Source organism: Noviherbaspirillum pedocola, from assembly GCF_016632335.1.
Taxonomy (GTDB): Bacteria; Pseudomonadota; Gammaproteobacteria; order Burkholderiales; family Burkholderiaceae_D; genus Noviherbaspirillum_A; species Noviherbaspirillum_A pedocola.
In genome coordinates this window covers 496504-519348 of record NZ_JAEPBG010000001.1, presented here as the reverse complement: position 1 = coordinate 519348, position 22845 = coordinate 496504, and the positions used below count along the sequence as shown (strand labels likewise).

Below are 22845 nucleotides of genomic sequence, written 5' to 3'. Positions count from 1 at the left end.
AGCCTTGGCTGGGTCGTTCGCGGGAGTGCCTTCATTTCCGCCGGGGAGGAGCGCGTGTCCTAATTCGTGGGCGAGTACGGTGGCGAATATGATGGGGTTTTTGTCGATGTTTGTGGTGCCGTTGGTTTGGTTGCCGGGGTCGAAGGAGCGGTCTATTACTATTTCTATAGTTCCATTTTGCTGCTTCGCGGTGTAGGACCCTTGCCCCTCTTTGCCAACGACAATAGAGAGAATTTTGTTCGCTGCGTCGTTCAGCATGCTGGCAAAATATGGGGAGATTTCTGCGACGTTTTTAATTGCATTTATTCCTTCACGAGAGATTTCCGAATTATTTAAAAGAATTAAGGCATTTTCGTTCAGTGCGGACTTGGTTTCCATTAATTACTTCCTTTTATTGATAGATGAAAGCCGCTGATTACGCCACTGCCAAGTGTTGTGAATGAGAACTCGGATTTGCAGTTTCCAGACTGGAGGTAATAGAAAATATCGGCATGTCCTAAAGGATCAGTCTGTGGTCCGTACCTGATGATTCGGCCATGCGGAGGCGGGGATGTGCCGAATATTGGCTCAATTGCGCTTGGTTCTCCCAGAATAGATTTAATGTTGCTTATAGTGAGGCTCTGGCATTCTGGAAGAATGTCATTGATATTTGCGACCAGTCCAAATGAGATGCCAACTTTATTTTCGCCTATTTTGAATTTTCTCCATATCGCAGTACTTTGTATGATGCAGTTATATGGAAAAGCGGGCGAGGCATCCATCTTGATTAATTTTTCTTCCGGCATGTAATCAATCCACTTGAACGAGTGCTCGCCAAATATGGCGCTCAGATTGTTCTCATTCAAAAACTCGCCATCGATAAAAGGAGAGCTTTTCAGCACGATGTCGATGTTCTTGATAATGTCAATCGGCGTAACTGGCGCGGTAAATCGCGTCGTCGCGTGTTCGGTTTTCATCGCGCATATATCGCTCGGTTCGATTTTGTAGACTGATGGTCGAGTGTCTTTATCTTCGGCATGGCACGGGAAAACTGTCATCAGTGCTGAAAGCAGAGCCGCGGAAAAGGTTTGATGACTGAGTTGAGTATTTTCACTAGGGCTTTTTCCGCACAATCGTGTTTTCATTGTTCTTCCCTCAAAGCGTTGTGTTTCTTTTTTCCTAATGGGAAAGGCAGTGGAAATTTGTGGCGTTTCCACAGCGAATGGCATCGCCGTATAGATCGGACAGGAGTGAATTGATGGGCCAGATGTTCATATTTGGATTGCCGCGTCGTCCAGTAACGCCGTCAGCGTTCCGGGGGCGGGTTGATTGCCCTGACCATTATCGGAATGCATATAACCGGTTTGCGGCGCGCCCAAACCGCTCTGCTTGGCCACGATATATTCCGTGGTCAGTCCGACGCCCTCATTGTTGTCGCCCGTGATCGCAGCTTTGGCTGGGTCATTGGCGGGAGTGCCTTCATTTCCGCCGGGGAGGAGCGCGTGTCCTAATTCGTGGGCGAGTACGGTGGCGAATATGATGGGGTTTTTATCGATGTTTGTGATGCCGTTGTTTTGGTTGCCGGGGTCGAAAGATTTGTCTATCACTACCACAATTTTTCCATTCGATTGCTTTTCTGTGTAGGTTCCTTGTTGCTTCTCGTTAAGGGTGATAGACACATTTTTTTTCGCGGCGTCATTCAGGAGTTCTGCGAAGTAGGGGGATTTTTCTGCAGTAATTGTGATTGCACTGATGCCCTCTTCAGAGATGTCAGATTTTTCTAAAAGCGCTAATGTGCTTTGATTCAGGTCTGCTCTCGTTTCCATTATTTATCCCCTTCGATTGTTAGGCGAAAACCGCTGATCACCCCACTGCCAAGTGTTGTGAATCTAAACTCCGATTTGCAATTTCCAGACTGGAAGTAATAAAAAATATCGGTATGTCCAAGGGGGTCAGTTTGTGGTCCGTACCTAATGATTCTCCCATGAGGGGGAGGGGACATGCCGAATATTGGCTGGATTGCGCTTGGTTCACCAAAAATAGACTTGACGTTGCCTACATTAATACTCTGGCATTCTGGAATTTCATCGTTGATACTGGCAATAATCCCGAATATGGATTCTCGCTTCTCCTTACTTATTCCATATTTTCTCCAGAACGCGTAACTGTCCCTGATGCAGTTATTCGGAAACATGGTATTTGTCGTCATGTCAACAGATCTTCTTGTTGCTGTGTGATCAATCCATCTAAAATTGCGGTCTCCAAATGTTGCACTTAGATTATTCTCATTCATAAAATCACGATCAATGAAAGGCGATTCATTTATCAAGATTTTTATGTTCCTGATAATGTCAATCGGTGTTGCAGGCGTGGCAAAGCGCGTTGAAGCATGTTCGCTTTTCATTGCGCATATATCGCTCGGTTCGATTTTGTAGATTGATGGTCGAGGATCTTTTTCTTCGGCATGGCACGGAAAAATTGCTATCAGTGCACAGAGAAAAAGCGCACAAAGAGTTTGATGGCTGAGCTGAGTATTTCCATTGAGGCTTCTGTCGCCTGATCGTTTTTTCATTGCCTTTACCTCTTGAAAAGGCCCGCAATATCAACGCATGCATGCGGAATGGCATTTCTCCCTGGCGTTTCCCAAAAAGCTTGGGATGAACGCCCGGTTCAGCCTCGCATTGCGAGGTCAGCAAGAATTACGTAGAAGGCGCTTATTCGCTTTAAGCCGATATCAAGGGTCGGCTATCGGCAGGCTGCTCTAACGAAGCGAAGAATCAACAGATTTGAAGCGAGTGATGCGGCACTGCGAGTGATGCCACGGAGAAGATGAGCATGTGCGACTTGTTACGGTGCTGGGCAGGCGTACAAGCCGTGCCGTCATGCGAACCCGGATGGTAAAAGTCGGCCAGATTGTGAGCAAAACTTGTTTGGCAGTTGCAACATTCGTGCGCGCGACTTGGTTTATCCGCCTATGTGGAGCATGCATCCGCTCGCAACGGAAGTTCAAAAATGCCGTCGCTGCAAAAAGGCGCGATTCGTACCGCCCATTGTCCACGCCAGCTCTGGCGCCAGGTCTCGATGACAAACCAAGCGGCTCACGTGTCAGGCTTGTTCCCATTGTTCGGCAGTCGCTAGGAGGCTGCGCCCAAAGCGAGCGTCTGCCTATCGAACTTGCTACACTTGCGCCTCCGCTTTTCCCCATCGACGCCATGCTCAAGCCCTACCTGGCCGGCTTGCCCGGTCACCTGCTGTTCTGGTCCGTTTCCCTGGCGCTGTCGCTTGCCGACGATGCGGCGCTGCTGGCAATGATGTTCTGCTGAGGCGAGGCCAACGATGTCACTGATCACTTTGCAAGGAAAGCGCATCCTGGTCACCCAGGCCGATGCCTTCATGGGGCCGATGCTGTGCGAAGTGCTCGCCGAGTTCGGCGCGGAAGTGGTGCCGGACATGCGCTCGCTGCTGCCGGTGGACGCTGCCACCGAGATGGTGCGCGAAGCCGGCGACATCGACGTGCTGATCGCCAATCTCGCAGTGCCGGCGCCGTCGACGCCGGCCGCACAGGTTGATGAGGAAGAATGGCGCCATGTATTCGGCCACATGGTCGATCCGTTGCCGCGCCTGGTGCGCGCGGTGCTGCCAATGATGAGTGCGCGGCGCGCCGGCAAGATCCTGCTGATGGGCAGCGCCTCGGCGCTGCGCGGCATGAAGCGCACGTCGAGCTACAGCGCCGCGCGCGGCGCGCAGCTGGCTTACATCCAGGCGGTCGGCGTCGAAGTCGCGCCGCTGGGCGTGCAGGTGAACGCGATCGCGCAGAACTTCGTCGATAACCCCACCTATTTCCCGCCCGAAGTCCAGGCGCTGCCGGCGTTCCAGGAGCGCCTGAAGCGCGAAGTGCCGCTGGGCCGGCTGGTGTCGCCGCGCGAGGATGCGACGTTCGCCGCCTACCTGTGCACCGAGGCGGCGGACTGTTTCGTCGGGCAGGTTTTCCCGGTGTGCGGCGGCTGGGCGCCGCGCTGAAGGCGCGGGCCGCTTTTCCTTTCCCGGTCTCCGAAGATTCAGCGCGCGTCAAACGCGAACGCGCTCGTCATGTCCCCGGTATTGGCACGCACGCCTGGTAAGGGCTCCAGGCCATGGCGTTTGGTGATGAATTTCAGTATCGACGTGGTATCCAGCGAGGTGTGGTCGACGTAGCCACGCCGGGCGAACGGGGACACGACGATCGTCGGTATGCGCGTGCCCGGCCCCCAGCGGTCGCCCCAGCCGGGGCCGGTCGGCGGTGACACATGGTCCCAGTACCCGCCGTTCTCGTCATAGGTCACGATCACCGCCATCCGTTCCCATTGCGGGCTCTTCCTCAGCCGCTCCAGCAGCTCGGCGAGGTGGACGTCGCCGCTCTGGATATCGGTATAGGACGGATGCTGGGTCAGGCGCCCGGCCGGCTTGTAGAACGCCACCTGCGGCAGGGTGCCCTTGTCGATCGCGGCAAGAAAATCATCGCCGTCCTTCAGGTGCGCGGCGCGGTCCGGCGTGCCCGGCGCGAAGCGGGCGAAATAGTTGAACGGCTGATGGTGCGGCTGGAAGTTCGGGCTGCCCGCATCCCGGTTATAGATGACGGCGCGCTTTTCGCCCGGCGTCTTGCGGCCGTCAGCCACCGCCGCGTTCCAGCCGCCGGCATACCAGGTCCAGGAAACACCCTTGGCCGATAGCGTGTCGCCGATGGTTTTCGCATGCTGCGGCGGCACCGGATGCTTGGCCGGATCGGCGAAGTCCGCGCTGCCTCCTGCGGCCGGCGCGACGCCGCTGGGCTGGTATGACGGCTGCGAGGTGTTGACGACAAAGCCGTCCGGCGTGACCGGGCCGTCGAAGACCTGCACCGGGCCATCGAGCACAGACGCCGGCGATTGCGGCTTCTTCTTCAATCGCCCCTGTTCATCGAGCTGCGCGCGCATCGAGGCCGGCGCATCCGCGTAGACCGGGGTGCAGGCGCAGACCAGCCACTGGTGATTCAGGAAGGAGCCGCCGAAGGCGCCCATGAAGAAGTTGTCCGCCAGCGTATAGTCACGCGCCCATTGCCAGACTTTTTGCGTGGAGCCGTCGTAGTAGCCCATGGTCCAGGCGCCGACCGTGGTCATCGCGACGAAGCGGTTGTTCGCGCCGCCGTTGATCTGCTCGATGTTCTGGTAGTAGTTGTGGATCGGGCTCGGCACCACCTGGTCGATGCGCGCATTCACCGGCGGCGCGTCGATGCGGAAGGGACCGTTCGGCAGGCCGGCGGGATAGCGCGCATCCGGCTTGCCCTGCGCGGTATAGACGGCTGGCAGCTGCGGCAGCGGCCGGCCGTCGTGATCGAGCTGCGTCTTCGCCAGCGCACTGGCGTTGGCCACGCCATTCGCGCCGGGGAACAGGCCGTACATGTTGTCGAAGCTGTGGTTCTCGGCGTAGATCACGACGATGGTGTCGATACGGTTCAGGCCGGCGCTCGGCCCGGTGTCGACGCTCTTCGTGGAGGCGCAGCCGGCGAGCGCGATGGCGATGGCGATGGCTGCGGCTGCGGCAATGCAGGTGGGCTTCATGGTGGTCTCCCTTGCTTCCGTTCGGATGGAATGCATTCTTTTTGCCCGGAGCATTCTACAGACTGAAGGCGCTGAACATTCCCTTTCCCGGACAACCGCATCGCATGGGCGACCGGCAGCTGCGGCAGCGGCCGGCCGCCGTGATCGAGCTGCGTCTTCGCCAGCGCACTGGCGTTGGCCACGCCGTTCGCGCAGGCAACAGGCCGTACATATTGTCGAAGCTGTGGTTTTCGGCGTAGATCACGACGATGGTGTGGATGCGGTCCAGGCCGGCTTGCGATGCGCCATCGCTGCCTTCTGTCGATGCCCGGCCGGCGAACGCAATGCAATCGCTGCGGGAATGCAGGCAGGTCAGGCTACCAAATTATGTTTGACCGCATACCGGATCAGCTCCGCACTATTGTTGAGCTGCATTTTCTCCAGGATGCGCATGCGGTAGGTGTTCACCGAGCTGATGCTGATGTCGAGCCTTGCGGCGATCTGTTTCAGCGCCAGTCCGCTGGCCAAAAGGCGCAGCACCTCGGTTTCGCGATTGGTCAATTGCTCATGCGGCATGCGCTGCCTCGGTGCAGACAACTCCTGCGCCAACAGTTCGGACAGGGATTCGCTGATGTAGCGGCCGCCCGCACGAACTTTACGGATGGCTTTGACGATCACATCGACCGTCATCGATTTGGAAATGTAGCCAGCCGCGCCCAGCCTCAATGTTTCCAAGCCGAACTGGCTTTCGTGATGCGAACTGATGACGAGCACCGGCAGCGCCGGATAGCGCTTGCGCACGGTCCGCAAGGCATGCAGTTCATCGTTTCCGCTCAAGCTGAGATCAAGCAGCAGGATGTCGACCTGCTGTTGCGAAAGTTCCGTCAGCAGCGATTCCAGATCCGAAGCTTCGGCCGCCAGTTCCATATCCGCATGCAGCGCAAGAATCTTCTTGATGCCTTCCCGTACAAGCTGGTGGTCATCCGCCACGACAATCCTGATCATAGTTGCCATTCCCAAACACGAGCCAAGCAGTTTCGGGCCGCCGTGCTGAATTTTTGCCAAGCCGCCCTCCTTGCCCAATGTAACAATCGACGCTGGCTGTCGTGTAATTTACGACGCAGCAAGGCGCGAATTTGTCAATTGCGCGGTGCCTTTTGCCTCGGGCAACATCATTGGTCTCCAATTCCTTCTCCGCGGCCCTGGCACTGCCGCATTCCATCACGCGCAATCGAATCGACTGCCCCATGCAAGAAATCCCTTCCCGCTTGCGCCGGTTGCGCCGGCCGGTCCGATGGTGGACCGGCGCGATGCTCATTGGCGTTCTGGCATTCACAGCCATGGCTTGCTGGTTCATCTTCCAGTATCAACATCAGCAGCGACTGCTGCAGGACCGTATCGAGCTATCCATGGAAATTGTCGAGCTGTCCACGCGGCTCGACCAGCTGGACGATTTGCGCGCGCTTTATCGGCAACGGCAAACTGCGGCTGCGCTGGCGCAGGTAATCGCCAAGGCCGATGAGGTCGCGATGACAGCGCGCTCACTGCGTCCTCGATTCCTCGACGATCCTGCCGGGCTAGCCTGCATCGACCGCCTCTCCGCCCAACACGCGGCACCGGACTTCTCGGCGCCGACGGCGGGCGCAGCCGCGCGCGGCTGCGTGGCCAAGCTGGTCGATCCGGCGCGCGGCGCCGCCCCGGGGCATTTCGATGCGCACGCGGGCCCGTGGCAGGTGTACGGCGCCATGCTGAGCATGTCGACCGGAATCCTGCTGCTTGTCCTGTTCGGCGGGAATGCGCTGCGAACGGTCCTGCGCAAGGAACAGGCGGCGGTACTGGCCCAACAGCGCTACCAGCAACTGTTCGACGATGCGATCAACGGCATGGCGATCGTTGATGCCGACGGTTACGTGCTCAAGGTCAATCGTAGTTATGCGCAAATGATGGGGTATGCCGAACATGAGCTCGAAGGGGTTGAATTCCTGAGCCTGAAACATCCTGCCGACCGCGGCGAGGCTTGCGAAATCATCGAGGAGGTGATGCGCAAGCAGCGCTCGAGCGGCAGTCGCGAGCGGCGCTACCTGCATCGCAGTGGCGTCGTTGTCTGGGCCCGGTCGTCCCTGACGGTGTTGGCGGGCACGAGCGGCGCTGATTGCCGGGTACTCGTGGTCGCCGAAGACATCACGGCGGAGAAGATCCGCGACGACCGCTTGCGTCGCAGCGAATCGCTGGTGCGCAATGCCAGCCGCATGGCGGGGATCGGTGGATGGGCCTTGGAACTTTCCCCGGCGCGGCTGGAACTGAGCGGCAGCCCGCCCGCCTGCTTCGGCCTGGAGGAGGGCGCATTATCCATTCGCGCGTTGGGAGCGAAGTTCCCTGCGCGGGCCAGGCGGCAGTTGCTGGCGGCGCTGGCACATTGCCGCCAAAGCGGCGAGAGCTTCGACGTCGAGCTGGATTTGCACGGCACCGGTGGCGCGATCCACCCCGTTCGGTTGCTTGGACAGGCAATGGTCGACAAGGCGGGGCGACAGCGTATCGAAGGAGCGTGGCATGACCTGACCAGCATCCGGCGTGGCGAAGAGGCATTGCGCCGCAGTGAAATGCGTTTCCGCGCGATCGCGCGCGTGTCCAATGATGCGTTCTGGGAATGGGATGCCGCGAGCGGGGAGCTATGGCGCAGCGACGACGATGGCCGCATGCTGCCTGCGCCGCGCATCGCGCAGGTGCACGAGGCATTGTTGTTCGATCGCATACACCCGGAGGAACGCGACGCGGTCAGAGACAGTATCGTCAGCGCCATTGCACAGGGTGCGCCGGAATGGAGCGCCCAGTACCGCTATCGCCGTGCCGACGGCAGCTATGGCTATCTGGCGGACCGAGCCACGATCATGCGCGACAGCGACGGCAATCTGCTGCGTATGGTCGGCGGCATGCTCGACGTAACAGATCGCCGGCGCGTGAACCAGGCGCTCATGCAGATGGCCGCGTCGGTGCCCTCCAATACGCCGGCGGCCTTCTTCGACCTGCTGTTGCGTCATCTCGTGCGCGCCCTGGATGCCGACGGCGGCGCCATCGCCCAGATCCGCGAGGATGACGCCGAGTATGCGCACACGATCGCCGCGGTAATCGACGACGTCAGCCTGCCTCGCATGTCGTACCGCTTCGCGGATACTCCGTGCCTGGGCCTGCTGGAGGAGAGGGAGTGCATTGTGCCCGAAGGGCTGCAACGCCTGTACCCGTCTGGCGGCCGGATGGGCAATCTTGTTGCCGAAGCATATGCGGGAGCCGCTCTGGTGAATTCGGAAGGCAAGGTGCTGGGCACGATATTCGTTCTGTATCGCCGGCCACGCGCGCAGGACGAACTGATGCGCCCCGTGTTGCGGGTTTTCGCGGAGCGGGCGACGGCCGAGATCGAACGGTTGGAAACGCTGCTGCACCTGCGCGAAAAGGCGGAACTGCTCAATCACGCGCAGGAAGCCATAACGGTGCTCGACCTGCGCCTGCGGGTGTGTTTCTGGAACCCGGGCGCGGCGCGCATTTATCAGCTTTCCGCGGAACAGGCGCTCGGCATACCGCTGCACGCGCACTATGTGGATGCAGATGCATTAGCCGCGGCGCTGGACTGCGTGCTGAAGACCGGCGAATGGTGCGGCGAGTTCAGGCAGCTGCGCAACAATGGCGAGCAGTTCACGGTCGAGGAACGCTGGAGCCTGGTGCGCAACGAGCTCGGAGAGCCGTATTCGATTCTGCGGGTAGGCAACGACGTGACCGAACGCAAGAGGCAGGAGGAGCAAATCCGCAATCTGGCCTATTACGACACGCTGACAGGCTTGCCCAACCGGCGCATGTTCCTGGACCGCCTGCGGCTGGCGCAGGCACGCGCGCAGCGTTTGCGGCAGCATGGCGCGCTGCTGTTCCTGGACATGGACAACTTCAAGGGCATCAACGACACCCACGGCCACCATGTCGGCGACATGTTCCTCTGCAGCGCTGCGCAGCGTCTGGCAGGCTGCGTGCGCGCGGCCGACACGGTGGCCCGCCTGGGCGGCGACGAATTCGTCGTCCTGCTGGAAGACCTCCACGCCAATGCGGAGGCGGCGGCGGCCCAGGTGGAAACCGTCGCGCAACAGCTGGTCGCGCGCCTCGGCGCGCCGATGTTGCTGGGGAAGGTGCACTGGCGCTCCACGGCCAGCATCGGGGTGGCGACCTTCGGGCCGGAACCGGTCACCATCGAAGCGCTGATGCAGCGCGCCGACCGTGCCATGTATGCCGCCAAGGCCGCCGGGCGCGATACCGTGCGCTTTGCCCAGAGCCTGGAGAAGACATAACGACCGGCTCAGTCGGCTAGTCGATGCTCGACCGCATAGCGGATCAATGCCGCGTTGCTGCGCAAGCCCATCTTGCGGAAGATGCGGGCGCGGTAGGTGTTGACGGAACTGATGCTCAGCTCAAGCTGGGCGGCGACATGCTTGATCGGCATGCCTTGGCCGAGCAGTTGAAAGACCTCGCGCTCGCGCTGGGTCAGGTGCTGGTGCGCGGGACGGGCCGGAGGGTTGCTCACTTCCTCGGCCAGCAGTTCCGCGACACGTGGACTGATGTAGCGGCCACCGCTGCCGATCTTGCGAATCGCCTTGATGACTTGGTCGGCGGCCATCGCCTTGCTGACGTACCCGGCCGCTCCCGCCTTCAGCGCGGGAATTGCCAACCGCTCCTCGGGGTGCACGCTCAGCACCAGCACCGAGACTGCAGGAAATGCCGCGCGCACCGTGAGCAGGGTTTGTATTTCGGATCCATGTTCCAGGCTCAGGTCCAGCACCAGCACATCGATGCTTTCCCGCGCCAGCAGATCAAGCGTGGCGTGCAGCGTTGACGCTTCGCCGGCGAGTGCGATGTCAGGCTCGGGCAACAGCACCTTCTTGAGCCCTTCACGAATCAGCTCGTGATCGTCTGCAGTGACGATTCTGATCATTTTTCTTCCTTGCGACTGGCATGCGCGCGGCAGCCCGATTTTTCCGAGATGTCCGATGCGGTCCTATGCGGTCCTATGGTCGACCACGTGCCTCCCGAGTACAGCTTTTCTTGTTGGAAAGCTGCATCGACCCGGATTATAGCCAACGGGATCGAGGTGCACGGGTCGTTAAATGCACGACATGATCCTGGAAAAAAATGCGACGGCGCGGCGCGCCGTCCGCGCTGGCGTGGCCCCCGCGCCGCGCCGTCCGTCGAAATCCGCTTCGACTTTTCGCTCGCTTCCATGTTCGCCTGCGACAACCTGTCGCAAATCATCCAATGATGGCAAATCGCATTGACATGTATCCTCCGGACATTTTTGTTCTGTCCCTCTTGACGGAGCGCTGCGGCGTTCCCGCCCACGGAATGAAGCTGAGTAAAACCCGCATTGCTGAAACGACCGAAATGGAAAGCATGGAGCCCTCAGCCCGCCAGGCGGCGATACAGAGCGGACTTGGAAGGTATGTTGCGCTTGAGTGGTTCGAGCATGCGCCCGGTTTCGTCCTCGTCCTGGCCGGCCCGGAATTTACCGTGGTCCACGCGAACGATGCGTACAGGCGCCTGGTGGGCCATGAAGACCTGATCGGTCTGCCACTGGCCAAAGCGGTGCCGGAACTGCAGGAGCAGGAAAACCTGCTGTGCCTGCTGCGCAACGTGTATAGGCGCTCCGAGCGCCACTGCGAAAGCGCTTGTCCGATACGGCTGCGCAATGCGTCCGGTGGCGAGCCGCAGTTGCGCTACGTCGACTTTGTGATCCAGCCGATTCCGGGCCCTGAGGACAGCGGGGTCGCCGGGCTTCTGATTCAGGGCTGCGATGTCACCATGGAAACGGTTTCCCGACACGACCTGCAGTATTCCCTGACCCATGACGCATTGACCGGCTTGCCCAACCATGCGCTGTTTCGCGACCGGACCGAGCGCGCCATCCAGCGCGCGGCGCGCACCCCGCGGGAAGTGCTGGTGGCAATGCTCGACCTGGACTTGTTCAAGCGCGTCAACGCCTGGCTTGGCCACGATGCCGGCGACCGGATCCTGGCGGAGATCGCTTCCCGCATCGCACACGCGGCAGGCGCGCAGGCGACCGTGGCACGCGAGAACGGCGACAAATTCCTGGTCCTGGTGGAGGCCGAACACGGCGCGCTCGAGCCCGGGTTGCTGCGCGCCGTCGCCGAGGCAGTGGCGCAACCGCTCGACTACGGCGACCAGCGCGTGTGCGTGACATGCTGCACCGGCGTGGCCACCTTCCCGCTGTCCGGACAAACGACAAGCGCGCTGCTCATGGCGGCGGACCGCGCGCTCGGGCGCGCCAAACTCGAAGGACCGGGCACGCTGTGCTACGAGGACGCGTCGTCCGGTGAGGCTGAACTGCAGCGTTTCCGGCTGGGCTTTGCACTGCGTGACGCGCTCGCGCGCGGCGGCCTGCATGTGCATTATCAGCCCCAGGTCGATCTCGTCAGCGGCAAGATTTGCGCAGTGGAAGCCCTGGTGCGCTGGACCACTGCGGACGGGGTCGAGGTGTCGCCCGCCATGCTGATCGCCGCTGCCGAAGAGTGCGGCCTGATCGGCGAGCTTGGCGATTGGGTGTTGCGCACCGCATGCTCCCAGTTGGTTCGCTGGCACCAGTTGGGCTTTGCCGGACTGCGCGTGGCGGTCAACCTGTCGGCGCGCCAGTTTTCGATGCCCAGCCTGGTGACGGACATCATGCGCACTCTCGATGAAGTGGGATTGGAGCCGCGCTTTCTCGATCTCGAGCTGACCGAAAGCGTGCTCATGCGCGATATGGAGCACGCCATCGAGTGCCTGTCAGTCCTCAGGCGGCAAGGGGTGCGCATATGCCTCGATGATTTCGGCGCAGGCTACTCCAGCCTGGCTTACCTGCAAGTGCTGCCCATCGACGTGCTGAAAGTCGACCGCTCATTCATGGCGCGGGTTCCCGAAGCGGCCAATGCAGCGGCGATCGTGGACGCGATCATCACGATGGCGCACAGCCTTGGCATGCGCGTGATCGCCGAGGGAGTGGAGCGCGAGGTGCAGTGCGATTTCCTGTCGCGCCACATGTGCGACGAGGTGCAGGGCTACTACGTGTGCAAGCCCGTGCCGGCAGAAGCGGTGACGTCGCTGTTGCGTGACGGCGTCGGACTGCAGGATCACCTGCTGCGCTTCAACCGCAGGGAGCCGACCTTGCTGCTGGTCGATGACGAGCCGACCATCCTGTACTCGCTCAAGCGGCGGCTGCGCAACGAGGGCTACCAGATCCTGACTGCCGCGAACGGGCAGCAGGGACTGCAGCTGCTCGCCGAACAGCAGATTGACGTGGTCGTGTCGGACCATCGCATGCCCGAGATGGACGGCATCGAGTTCCTGCGCGCGGTCCGGCAGCTGTATCCGGACACGGTGCGCATCCTGCTTTCCGGCTTCACCGAACTGCAGACGGTGACGGAGGCGGTCAATGCCGGCGCGATCTACAAGGTCCTGACCAAGCCCTGGGACGACAAGCAATTGCTGGCTCATATCCGCGAAGCGTTCAACCACGGCGCGATGGCCAACGAGAATCGCGTGCTGACGCTGAAGTTGCGCACCGCGTACCAGCAGCTCAGCGCTGCGAACCGTCAGCTCGAAACCCTGCTGGACCAGCAGCGGAGGGTCCTCCGACAAGACGAAATCAGCCCGGACATCGCCCGCGAGGCGCTGCATCAGGTGCCCGTTGCGGTGCTTGTCAGCGATGACCGGTGCGTGATCGTGCTGGCCAATCACGCTGCGCGGAAGCTGTTCGGCCGGCACAGTCCAGTGCTCGGCGAAAACGCGCGCCACCTTTTCCCGGAGCTGCCTCGGGTGCTGGCACCGGGCCGCGTAGCCACATTTGAGGCGCAGCGCGGCGAGACCGTGTTGCGGGTGCTGCTGAGCCCGATGGGCAATGACACCGAATCGCGCGGCTGGCTCCTCGTCGTCACCCCCTTGCATGGACTTCAGTGCGACGCACCGCCTGGCATTGCGGATTGACGCCAGTCGCGTGCAAAAGGCATCGCGCCACGCAGCAGCGGCGAATCCGGTGAACGGCAAGCGCCGGAACGGAAAAGATCTTGCCTGCCTGCATTGACCGCGCTGTCCCAATTGCGTCGACAGGCGTGTCGTCGGCATGACCGTGAGATGACGCTCTGCCACGACCTGGCGCATCGGTGACGGATCGAGGCCGGCCCGCCTTTTCGCTTGCCCACGGTCGCAAGCAGGTGACGGTCTGTAGCAAAACCTACGATTGTTGCGCTCGTTGACCGGTAGATACACTGCGAGCCTCGAAAACCAATGCCGCCCGGCTATTGCAGGTGCGCCAAAGCGGATAAAACATGAAACGGCGAATTCTGGTGGTGGATGACAATGTCGATGCGGCGGATTCCCTTGCCGCATTGCTCGAGTTGTATGGCCTGGAAGTGCGGGTAGTGTATTCGGGGGAGGAAGCGCTGCAGGTCGCCCAGTCTTTCGATCCCTGCATCGCGTTTCTGGATATCGGCATGCCGGGCATGGATGGGTTCGAGACTGCGCGGCGGCTGCGGACGCTGCCAGGAGGCGTTGGCATCCGGATGATTGCCCTGACCGCCTGGGGCGAAGCGTCCATCGGCGGTCTTTTGCTTGAGGCCGGCTTCCAGCTGCACTTGGTCAAGCCGGCGTCCATCAATAATGTTCTGGCGGCAATCAACGGCGTGGCATAGACATGCGCAGTTTGCGCGAAGCATGGTTCCGATCGCAGCAGCCAAGCCCTTTCCCCGGTTTGCCTTTAGGCTGAATTGCGATGCCATATCGTTTGGGGAATCATGCATGCCGTTGCTAGAAGCGGGATTTTTGGAAGACTACATCGCCGTTGCTAAATACATGGCCGGTTGTCGTTGGGCGCAGCTCGTATTGCGCGCAGACGGCGGGGGAATGGCCCAGGCGACATCCGACATGGACGAACCGGTCGCTGCCGTACTCGAAATTTTGCGCGGCAGCTTATCGGACGGAGCGGTATTCGTTGAGGATTGCAGCGCTGCCGCGCTTGATGTGGAGCTTGCCGCTCGCCTGGCGGCGGCTGGCGTGCGCGCTTATACCATCTTTGCCGCACAGTTGAGCATCGGGGCAAGCGCCACGGCGCAGGTGAGCATCGTGCTCGCCGATGCGCATGAGCGCAGCTGGGATAGCGCGCAGCAGGCCGCTTTGTTGCGCTTGCTGAGGGCGATCGGCGGCCATGCTTCGGTGCGCGCGGCGTGGGCCGATCAGGTCGAGCACCTCGAACGGCTGGAAGCCGCGCATACACTGGCACAGGTCGCCAGCTGGAATTACGAACCGCGCACCGGCCGCATGCGCCTGTCGCCGGAACTGGAACGCATGCTTGAACTTTCGCAGGCTTCCACTGTTGCCGGGCTGGCCGATTTCCTTGACGCTGTCCACCCGCAGGATCGCGACCGTGTCAGGCAGGCGCATGCGGCCATGCTGGACGGCTTGGTCAAGGAGGTCGAGTACCGGCTCGTGCAGCCTTCCGGGCGGGTGCGCTGGGTCCATGAATGCGCGGCGCTCAGGTCGGGGCGTCGCGGCGTTACGGTGCTCACCGCTGCCGTACGGGACATTACTCAGGAAAAGCGCAACGCCGAGATGCAGGAAGCATTGCGGCGGCAAGCCGAGCGCGCCCAGCAGCAATTCCGCGCCATCTTCGAGTCTTCGCCAACGCCGTACCTGGTGCTCACGCCGGAGCGCTACCAGATCGTTGCGGTCAGCGATACCTACCTGAAGGCAACGATGGTCGCTCGCGAGCAGATCATGGGACGGGAAATGTTCGATGTCTTTCCCGACGATCCCGAAGGTCAGCACGCCACCGGAGTGGCGGCCTTGTTGGCGTCTCTCAACCGGGTGCGCGCGAGCAAGGCGCCGGATGTCATGGCGGTGCAGCGCTATCCCATCCGGCGACCGCAGGAACAGGGCGGCGGATTCGAGACCAGATACTGGAGCCCCATCAATTCGCCGGTGCTGGATGCGGACGGGAACGTCGCCTTCATCATTCACCGCGTCGAAGATGTCACCGACTATGTCTTTGCACAGCAGGCCGGGCGCGAGCGGGAGCCCTTGCCAGAGAGAGCAGGGCAGGAAGCCGAGATCGTGCTCAGGTCGCTCGAGCTCAAGCGCCTCGCCGAATCGCTGGCCGAAAGCGAACAGCGCTTTCGTTACATCAGTCGCGCGACCAATGACGCGGTATGGGACTGGGATATCAAGAGCGACGCGCTATCGTGCGGCGAGAGCGCCGGCCAGGCGCTCGGAGCCATGTTGGCGACGGTCGCTACCCTGGAGGATTGGCTGGACCGTATCGACCCGGCGGACCGGCAGCGTGTGCAGGCGAGCCTGCGCGCAAGCGTGGTTGCGCGCAACGAGCACTGGAGCGAGGAGTACCGGCTTGGTGGCGATCCCGCGGCGCAGCTCGAAGTGCTGCACCGCTGCTTCCTGATCCTGGACGGGCAGGGCAGGGCGGTGAGGATGGTAGGCAGCATCCTCGACATCACCGAGCGCAAACGTCAGGAAAGCAGATTGCGCGAACAGGCCGAGTTGCTCGATTACGCGACCGACGCCATCCTTTTGCGCGACTTGAACAATCGCGTGTTGTACTGGAACAGGGCGGCGGAACTGCGATATGGATGGTCAGCGGAGGAGGTGATCGGCCGCCCGGTGTCCGAGACCCTTTATGCCGCTTGTCCCGCGGAGGATTTTGAAAGCGCCATGCAGGCGCTGATGCGCACGGGCGACTTCACCGGTCGCATCATCCAGTCTGCGCGCGACGGCCGTCGCATCGTCGTGCACGCGCACTGGATACTGGTGCGCCACCAGGATGGTTCGCCGCGCGCGATCCTCTCCGTGGTCACCGATCTGAGCGAAAAGATCGCCATCGAGCAGCGCCTGGCGCAGGTGCAGAAGCTCGAATCGCTGGGACGGCTGACGGGCGGCATCGCGCATGACTTCAACAACTGGCTTACGGTGATCATCGGCAACGCCGAAGAGCTGGCCGATGAGCTCCAGGCCAACCCGTCACTGGCGGAACTGGCCGAGATGATCCTGATGGCTGGCCAGCGCGCCGCCGGGCTGACCTATCGGCTGCTAGCCTTTGCGCGACGCCAGTCGCTCGAGCCCGATTTGCTGGACCAGCGCGAAGTTCTTGAATCGGCACGGCCGCTGCTCGAGCGCAGCCTGCACGAAAACATCGTGTTGCGCCTGCGCTTTCCGCCGGACTCGTGGCAGGTGTACGTCGACCGCGGCCAGCTGGAAGCATCGATACTGAACCTGTGCATCAATGCGCGCGATGCGATGCCGGATGGCGGGAGCCTGTCGATCGAGGTGACCAATGTCAACGTCGAGCAGGCCAGCGCGGAGGATGGCGAGGCGCTGGCCCCGGGCCAGTATGTGGTCGTGGCCGTGACCGACACCGGCGTGGGAATCTCCCACGAGTTTCTCGATCAGGTCTTCGAACCCTTTTTCACCACCAAGGGAGAATCGGGGGGAAGCGGGCTCGGGCTGAGCATGGTCTATGGCTTTGCCAAGCAATCGAGCGGCAATCTGACGATCGACTCCGAGCCCGGACATGGCACCGTGGTGAGGCTGTATCTGCCCCGTTCCAACAGGATGGCGCTGACGGCGAATGCCGTTCGCAGCGCGCGATTGTCCGACGCTGGCCACCGCATCCTGCTGGTCGAGGACGATCCGGACGTGCGCCAGGCTATCGACGCGCGCCTGCAGGAACTGGGCTATGCCGTGACAGCCTGCGCCACTGCGGCGCAGGCGCTGGCCATGCTCGACAGCGGATTGCAGTGCGACCTGCTCTTTACCGACATCATCATGCCGTCGATGACGGGCATCGAGCTGGCGGAGCAGGCCAGGGAACGCCGGCCGGGCCTGCGTGTGCTGCTGAGCTCGGGTTACCCCTTCGATGCCTTCCAGCGCCAGGGGCCGGTCAGCGCGCGCTACAGCATTCTTTGCAAGCCCTATGGAAAGAATGAGCTGGTTGACGCGGTCGATGCGGCGCTGAACGAAGAACCCGGCACCCTGCAGGAACCTCCCGATGCGCCGGAAGGACGATCATGACCGGCCGCTTGCTGATATTTGACGATGAGCCAGCGGTCGGCCGGATGGTAGAGAAAATCGCCCAGCGCGCAGGCATGCTGGCGCGCTATTGCTCCAACGCCGATCAGTTTTTCGAGCAGCTTGGACATTGGCAGCCGTCGCATGTCTTCATCGACCTGGTGATGCCGGAACTGGATGGGGTGGAAGTGTTGTCCCGCCTGGCGCAGGCACGGGCGACAGCGGGCATCATCATCGCCAGCGGGCTGGGCGGACGCGTACTGCAGGCGGCGCAGCGCTCGGCCCAGGCCCGCGGCCTGCCGGTGCTCGGTGTGCTGGCAAAGCCCTTTTCGACCCGCGCGCTGCGTGCCCTGCTGGCCGCCAGTCCGGCCGCAGCGGCGGGCGGCACGGAGCAGGCGCAGGGGCCCGCGTTGCTTGCCGAAGAGCTGGAGCGGGGCCTGCGCAACGACGAATTCTTCGTCGTCTACCAGCCGAAATGGCTGCTGGCGCAGCAGCGCGTGTCGGGAATCGAAGCGCTGGTCCGGTGGGACCATCCGACGCTCGGCATACTCAGTCCCGATACGTTCATCCCGCTTGCCGAAGGCACCGGCAGGATCGGAGCGTTGACCGACCGCATCGTCGAGATCAGCCTGGCCTGGTTTGCCGGCCTCGCATCGACCGCAATGCCGAGCCTGGAACTCAACATATCCGGTTCGTCTCTCGATGCGGGCTTGCCGGAGCGCCTGGCGGACCGGTGCCATGCCGCCAGGGTCGCACGCGAGCGCGTCGTGCTGGAAATCACCGAAACGAGCCAGATCTGTGATGCGCTCGGCGCCTCCGAGGTGCTCAGCCGTTTGCGCATCAAGGGATTCGGACTGGCCATCGACGATTTCGGCATGGGCTACTCGTCGATGTCCCAGCTCGCGATGTTCCCGTTCACGGAGTTGAAGATCGATAAATCGTTTGTCGCGGACATGCATCACTCGGCGGCCATGCGCTCGGTCGTGCATTCCAGCATTGGCCTGGCGCAGCAAATGGGAATGAGCACCGTTGCCGAAGGGGTTGAACGGGAAGGCACGGCCGCAGCGCTGGCGGCGATGGGCTGCGACGCGGTCCAGGGCTATGCCATCGCTCCCCCGATGCGGGCCGATTCCGCCAGTCTCTGGATACGGGAGCGCGACAGATGACCAGCCGCGATGTTGCAGCAGGATGGAGCGGTACGCCTGATGACTGAACAGCCAATGCACGAGATGCCGAGCGGATCGGACGAGGAGCGCGACGAAATCGAGAGCCGCATGCGCTCCTATGCCGCGATTACCCTTGCGCTGGCGGCCGATGTCGAGGCGCGTGACCTCGCCGCGCGCGTGCTGCCGGCGGTGCAGGAAGAAGTGTGCGGCATCGCGCTGTTCGCATCCGATGAGTGCCATGAAGCGCCGCAATTGCGTTCGCATGCCGGGTTTGCTGCGGCGCCCACGCCGGAAGCAGTGAACGCGCTGCTGGGGCCGGCCGGCCGCACTGAGCGCGACCGGCTGGTCGTTTTCGAAGTGAAATCCGCGCCGCCCTGGCTTGAACAGGCGCGCGCCTGTGCCGCGGTTCCTTTTACCCTGGAAGCGCATCATTCCGGCTACGTGCTGTTCGCGTTGCGCTCGGCGGCGATAAGCCGGGCTTTTGCCGCGGAGATCAACCTGATTGCGCAGCGCATGGGCGACTGCCTTCTCGGGCAGGCACGGCGCAGCGCTGCGCCCGGCGCCGACGCCGACGCCGACGCGGCCCCGGTTCACGAGGTCATCAAGGTTTTGCTCATCGATGACGAGCCCATGTTGATGGCGCACATCCGGCGCCTGTTGCGTCAACGCGGCTTCGCGTTCCATGCGGCCGAGCGCGGGCAGCATGGACTGGACCTGGCAGCCTCGGTCCAGCCCGACGCGATCCTGGTGGACAAGCTGCTTCCCGATATGGACGGCATCGACGTATTGCGGGCATTGCGCCGCAACGAGCGCCTGAGCACGGTGCCGGTGATCATGCTCTCCGGCCATGCCGACGAGGAGTCGCGCGTGCGCGCACTGCGCGCCGGCGCGGACGATTTCGTCGCCAAGCCTTTCAGCGCGAAGGAACTGGTTGCCCGCATTCGCGCCAACGTACGGATGGCGCAGGCGCGCCGCGCCGAGGTGCGGCGCGAGAGCGAACTCATGCGCCTGCGCCAATCGCAGCAGGAATTGCGCAAGCTGCTCGATACGATCCAGAGCGTGCGGGTGGACGAGCGACGGCGGCTGGCGCGCGAGGTGCACGACCAGCTGGGGCAATTGCTTACCGCCGCGAAGATCGAGTTGCGGCTGCTGGAGGAACGCTCGCGCACGGCTTCATCCGCTCCGGTGGAGACGGTCGCGCTCGGTGAACTGCGCTCGGCGCTGTCGAGCATCGACATGGCGATCGCCTCGGTCCAGAACATTTCGATCCTGCTGCGGCCGCCGGCCCTGGAGCGCGGCGGTCTGCTGGCGGCCTTGCGCTGGCTTACCGCCGACTGGCAGCGGCGGACCCACCTGAGCTGCCGGCTCGTCCACGACACGGCCGGGTATGTCGAGCCGTCCCAGTTCGTCGCAGGCGAGCTGCTGCGCATCTGCCAGGAGGCTCTGACCAATGTGCTGCGCCACGCGAACGCGAGCGCGGTCACGATCCATATCGGCGTGCGCGGGCTGAACTTCGTGGTGCGCATCCATGACAACGGCGTGGGCATCGCACGCGAGACGGCGTGCAGCGCGGACGCGATCGGCCTTACCGGGATGCGGGAACGGGCGGCCAGCATCCGCGCATCCCTGCGCATCCATGGCAGGCCGGGATGCGGAACGATCGTGGCCGTTCGGCGGCGCTTGGCCATCCTTTAGCAATCGCCACGACCCTGCTTGCAATCGACTGCTCGTTCCCCCATATGAATCTTTCCCCTTCAACCGGCGCTGCAGCGCTGACATGGCCCGACCCCATCGACATGCCGCGCCACCTCATCCTGATATGACAAGAATGGCAAAACGAAGCATCGGCGGCCACAAGCGCACGCGCGCACGCGCTGCTGCCGCAGAAGCGGGCAGGGGCCAGCAATCTTTCAGGCTGCTGGCCGAGGCGCTCGAGGAATTGATGGCGGCGCACAGCCGCGGCGGCGTGCTTGGCGTCTTGTGCAAGTTCGCACGCACGCTGGTTGGGGCCGACGGGGTCACGGTGGTGCTGCGGGAGGGCGAAGAGTGCTTCTATGCGCGATCCGACTCTCCGCTGGGGCCACTTTGGGAAGGGCAGCGCTTTCCGCTGATCTCGTGCATTTCCGGCTGGGCAATGTTGAATTGCCAAACGGCGATCGTTCCCGATGTGTTTGTCGATCCTAGAATTCCTCATGGGGTGTACCGCCCGACATTCGTCCGCAGCCTCGTCATGGTGCCGCTGGGCCGTGTTCAGCCGAGCGCGGCAATCGGCGCGTACTGGGCGAACACGCGCAGGCCGAGCGACGTCGAGGTCTCGCTGCTGGAGACGCTCGCGCGCGCGGCAGGCGGCGCGCTGGAGCGTTGTGTGTCGGACGAGCGGATTCGCGCCAGCGAGCAGCGCCTGCGCGCGCTGTTCACCAATACTGTGGTCGGATTTGGCATTGCCACCCTCGATGGGCGTCTCGTCGAGGCCAACCACCGCCTCGTCGATATCCTCGGTTACGGTGCGCAGGAACTCATGGAGAAGTCGCTCTTCGATTTCACCCATCCCGCGGACGTGCCAAGGAACCGGGAATTGCTCAGTGCCCTGATCGCTGGTGAAATCAGCCATTTCCACCTGCAGAAGCGCTACCTGAACAGCGCCGGCTGTACTGTCTGGGTGCACAACTATGTCTGGCTGATCACTGACGCTGCCGGCGCGCCGACACAGCTGGCGGCCGCCGTCATCGACATTACCCGGGAAAAGGAAGCGCAGGAGCGGCTGGCCCAGGCACAGCGGCTCGATTCACTCGGCCAGCTGACCGGCGGCATTGCCCACGATTTCAACAATCTGCTCACGGTCATCAACGGCAGCGCGGAAGTCATTGCCGAGCAGGCAAAGGAGCGGCATGAGAATTTGCACGAGTTGGCGAAGATCGTTCAGAGCGCCGGCGAACGCGCGGCGGCGCTGACCAGGCGCCTGCTGTCGTTTGCGCGCCAGCAGGCGCTGGACCCGGTCGTGATCCGGCTCGACGAAGTGCTGGCGGGAATGGAAGGTATGTTGAGGCGCGTGCTGGGCGAGGACATCGAGGTGAAGGTAAAAACCTCGGCGCCCCATTGCCTGACGCTCGTCGACCAGGCGCAGCTGGAGTCGGCGGTACTCAACTTGTGTGTCAACGCGCGCGACGCCATGCCCAGAGGCGGTGCATTGACGATGGAGACCGCCGAAGTCGCCGCCGACGCCGCAGCGCGGTTTCCTGAACTGCCGCCGGGCCGCCGCTACATCGCGCTCTCGGTCAGCGATACCGGGGTCGGGATGACGACCGACGTGCAGGACCGGGCGTTCGAACCGTTCTTCAGCACCAAGCCCAAAGGCGCCGGCACCGGCCTCGGGCTGAGCATGGTGTATGGCTTCGCCAAGCAATCCGATGGCCATGTGACGATGCGGTCCACGCCGGGCAAGGGAACGACGGTAAGCCTGTTTCTCCCCGCGAGCTGCGACGCGCGGGCCAAGGCGCCGCTCAAACGCGAGCCCGCCGCAGCAGGTCGTGGGGAACACATTCTGCTGGTAGAAGACGATGATGCCGTGCGTCGCCATGTCGAGCGCTCGCTGACGTCGTTGGGCTATCGCGTCGAATCGGCAAGCAATGCAGACCAGGCGCTGGAGCTGCTGATGCTCGAGAAGCGATACGACCTGCTTCTGACAGACCTCGTCATGCCCGGACGCCTGGACGGGGTCGGGCTGGCCAGGGCGGCGCGCCAGCTCGACCCCGGCCTGAGAGTGCTGTACACCACCGGATACGCGGACCGTCGCGCAGAGCTGACGCAGGGCGAATTCGCCATCGATGTCCTGCATAAACCCTATGGGCGCGCTGATCTTGCGCGCAAGGTGAAGGCCGCGTTATCGGCGTCCGGAACGGGCAGCGAACCAGCCATGGCCTTGCCTGTCTGAGGCGCGCGGCCTTCCTCATTCCAGGGGGGAGGTGCCCGCAAAAGGGCCGGATGTCAATTGGCAAACATCGGCGCAACGGGCATGAAAAAGCCCCCTAAGCGCTTTACGTTCTGAGGGG

At 62.3% G+C, this 22845-nt stretch carries 15 protein-coding genes; 9 read left to right on the top strand and 6 right to left on the bottom strand.

Going from position 1 to position 22845, the window contains the following annotated elements; all coding sequences use genetic code 11:
• Positions 1-377 precede the first annotated feature (377 nt).
• From JJB74_RS02300 to JJB74_RS02290, 3 genes are all read right to left on the bottom strand, one after another.
• Entirely contained in the window at positions 378-1124 is a 747-nt protein-coding gene (locus JJB74_RS02300) for a hypothetical protein (RefSeq protein WP_200590214.1), read from the bottom strand.
• 126 nt (positions 1125-1250) lie between these two features.
• Entirely contained in the window at positions 1251-1805 is a 555-nt protein-coding gene (locus JJB74_RS02295; protein ID WP_200590213.1) for a hypothetical protein, read from the bottom strand.
• The gene (locus JJB74_RS02290; RefSeq protein ID WP_200590212.1) at positions 1805-2551 is read right to left on the bottom strand and encodes a hypothetical protein; all 747 of its coding nucleotides are present in this window, start codon (positions 2549-2551) and stop codon (positions 1805-1807) included. The genes JJB74_RS02295 and JJB74_RS02290 overlap by 1 nt, the downstream gene beginning before the upstream one ends.
• Positions 2552-3315: 764 nt before the next feature.
• Here JJB74_RS02290 and JJB74_RS02285 point away from each other — a divergent pair.
• Positions 3316-3999 (top strand): SDR family oxidoreductase, encoded by a 684-nt coding sequence (locus JJB74_RS02285; protein ID WP_200590211.1) that lies wholly within the window; start codon positions 3316-3318, stop codon positions 3997-3999.
• A gap of 38 nt (positions 4000-4037) precedes the next feature.
• On the opposite strand, the gene acpA is transcribed toward JJB74_RS02285, so the two are convergent.
• Complete coding sequence (gene acpA / locus JJB74_RS02280; protein WP_200590210.1) at positions 4038-5555, bottom strand: acid phosphatase; 1518 nt, start codon at positions 5553-5555, stop codon at positions 4038-4040.
• Positions 5556-5906: 351 nt separating this feature from the next.
• Entirely contained in the window at positions 5907-6599 is a 693-nt protein-coding gene (locus JJB74_RS02275; RefSeq protein ID WP_200590209.1) for a response regulator, read from the bottom strand.
• Positions 6600-6781: 182 nt separating this feature from the next.
• Between JJB74_RS02275 and JJB74_RS02270 the strand changes: the two genes are divergently transcribed.
• Positions 6782-9862 (top strand): sensor domain-containing diguanylate cyclase, encoded by a 3081-nt coding sequence (locus tag JJB74_RS02270; protein ID WP_200590208.1) that lies wholly within the window; start codon positions 6782-6784, stop codon positions 9860-9862.
• Between the two features lie 8 nt (positions 9863-9870).
• Here the strand turns inward: JJB74_RS02270 and JJB74_RS02265 are convergent, their stop codons facing one another.
• Positions 9871-10503, bottom strand: a complete 633-nt coding sequence (locus JJB74_RS02265; RefSeq protein WP_200590207.1) for a response regulator — start codon at positions 10501-10503, stop codon at positions 9871-9873.
• A 75-nt stretch (positions 10504-10578) separates the two neighbouring features.
• Between JJB74_RS02265 and JJB74_RS02260 the strand changes: the two genes are divergently transcribed.
• The 7 genes from JJB74_RS02260 (at position 10579) to JJB74_RS02230 (ending at position 22727) form a co-directional block, all read left to right on the top strand.
• On the top strand, positions 10579-10827 hold the full coding sequence (locus JJB74_RS02260) for a hypothetical protein (RefSeq protein ID WP_200590206.1): 249 nt from the start codon (positions 10579-10581) through the stop codon (positions 10825-10827).
• A 131-nt stretch (positions 10828-10958) separates the two neighbouring features.
• Positions 10959-13544 (top strand): EAL domain-containing protein, encoded by a 2586-nt coding sequence (locus tag JJB74_RS02255; RefSeq protein ID WP_200590205.1) that lies wholly within the window; start codon positions 10959-10961, stop codon positions 13542-13544.
• Between the two features lie 341 nt (positions 13545-13885).
• A complete protein-coding gene (locus JJB74_RS02250) occupies positions 13886-14248 on the top strand; it encodes a response regulator (RefSeq protein WP_200590204.1) in 363 nt (120 codons plus the stop codon).
• Positions 14249-14480: 232 nt separating this feature from the next.
• Positions 14481-17633 (top strand): hybrid sensor histidine kinase/response regulator, encoded by a 3153-nt coding sequence (locus JJB74_RS02245; RefSeq protein WP_200590203.1) that lies wholly within the window; start codon positions 14481-14483, stop codon positions 17631-17633.
• On the top strand, positions 17630-18796 hold the full coding sequence (locus tag JJB74_RS02240; RefSeq protein WP_200590202.1) for an EAL domain-containing response regulator: 1167 nt from the start codon (positions 17630-17632) through the stop codon (positions 18794-18796). The genes JJB74_RS02245 and JJB74_RS02240 overlap by 4 nt, the downstream gene beginning before the upstream one ends.
• A gap of 39 nt (positions 18797-18835) precedes the next feature.
• On the top strand, positions 18836-20491 hold the full coding sequence (locus JJB74_RS02235; protein WP_200590201.1) for an ATP-binding response regulator: 1656 nt from the start codon (positions 18836-18838) through the stop codon (positions 20489-20491).
• A gap of 133 nt (positions 20492-20624) precedes the next feature.
• Positions 20625-22727, top strand: a complete 2103-nt coding sequence (locus JJB74_RS02230; protein WP_200590200.1) for a PAS domain S-box protein — start codon at positions 20625-20627, stop codon at positions 22725-22727.
• Positions 22728-22845 lie beyond the last annotated feature (118 nt).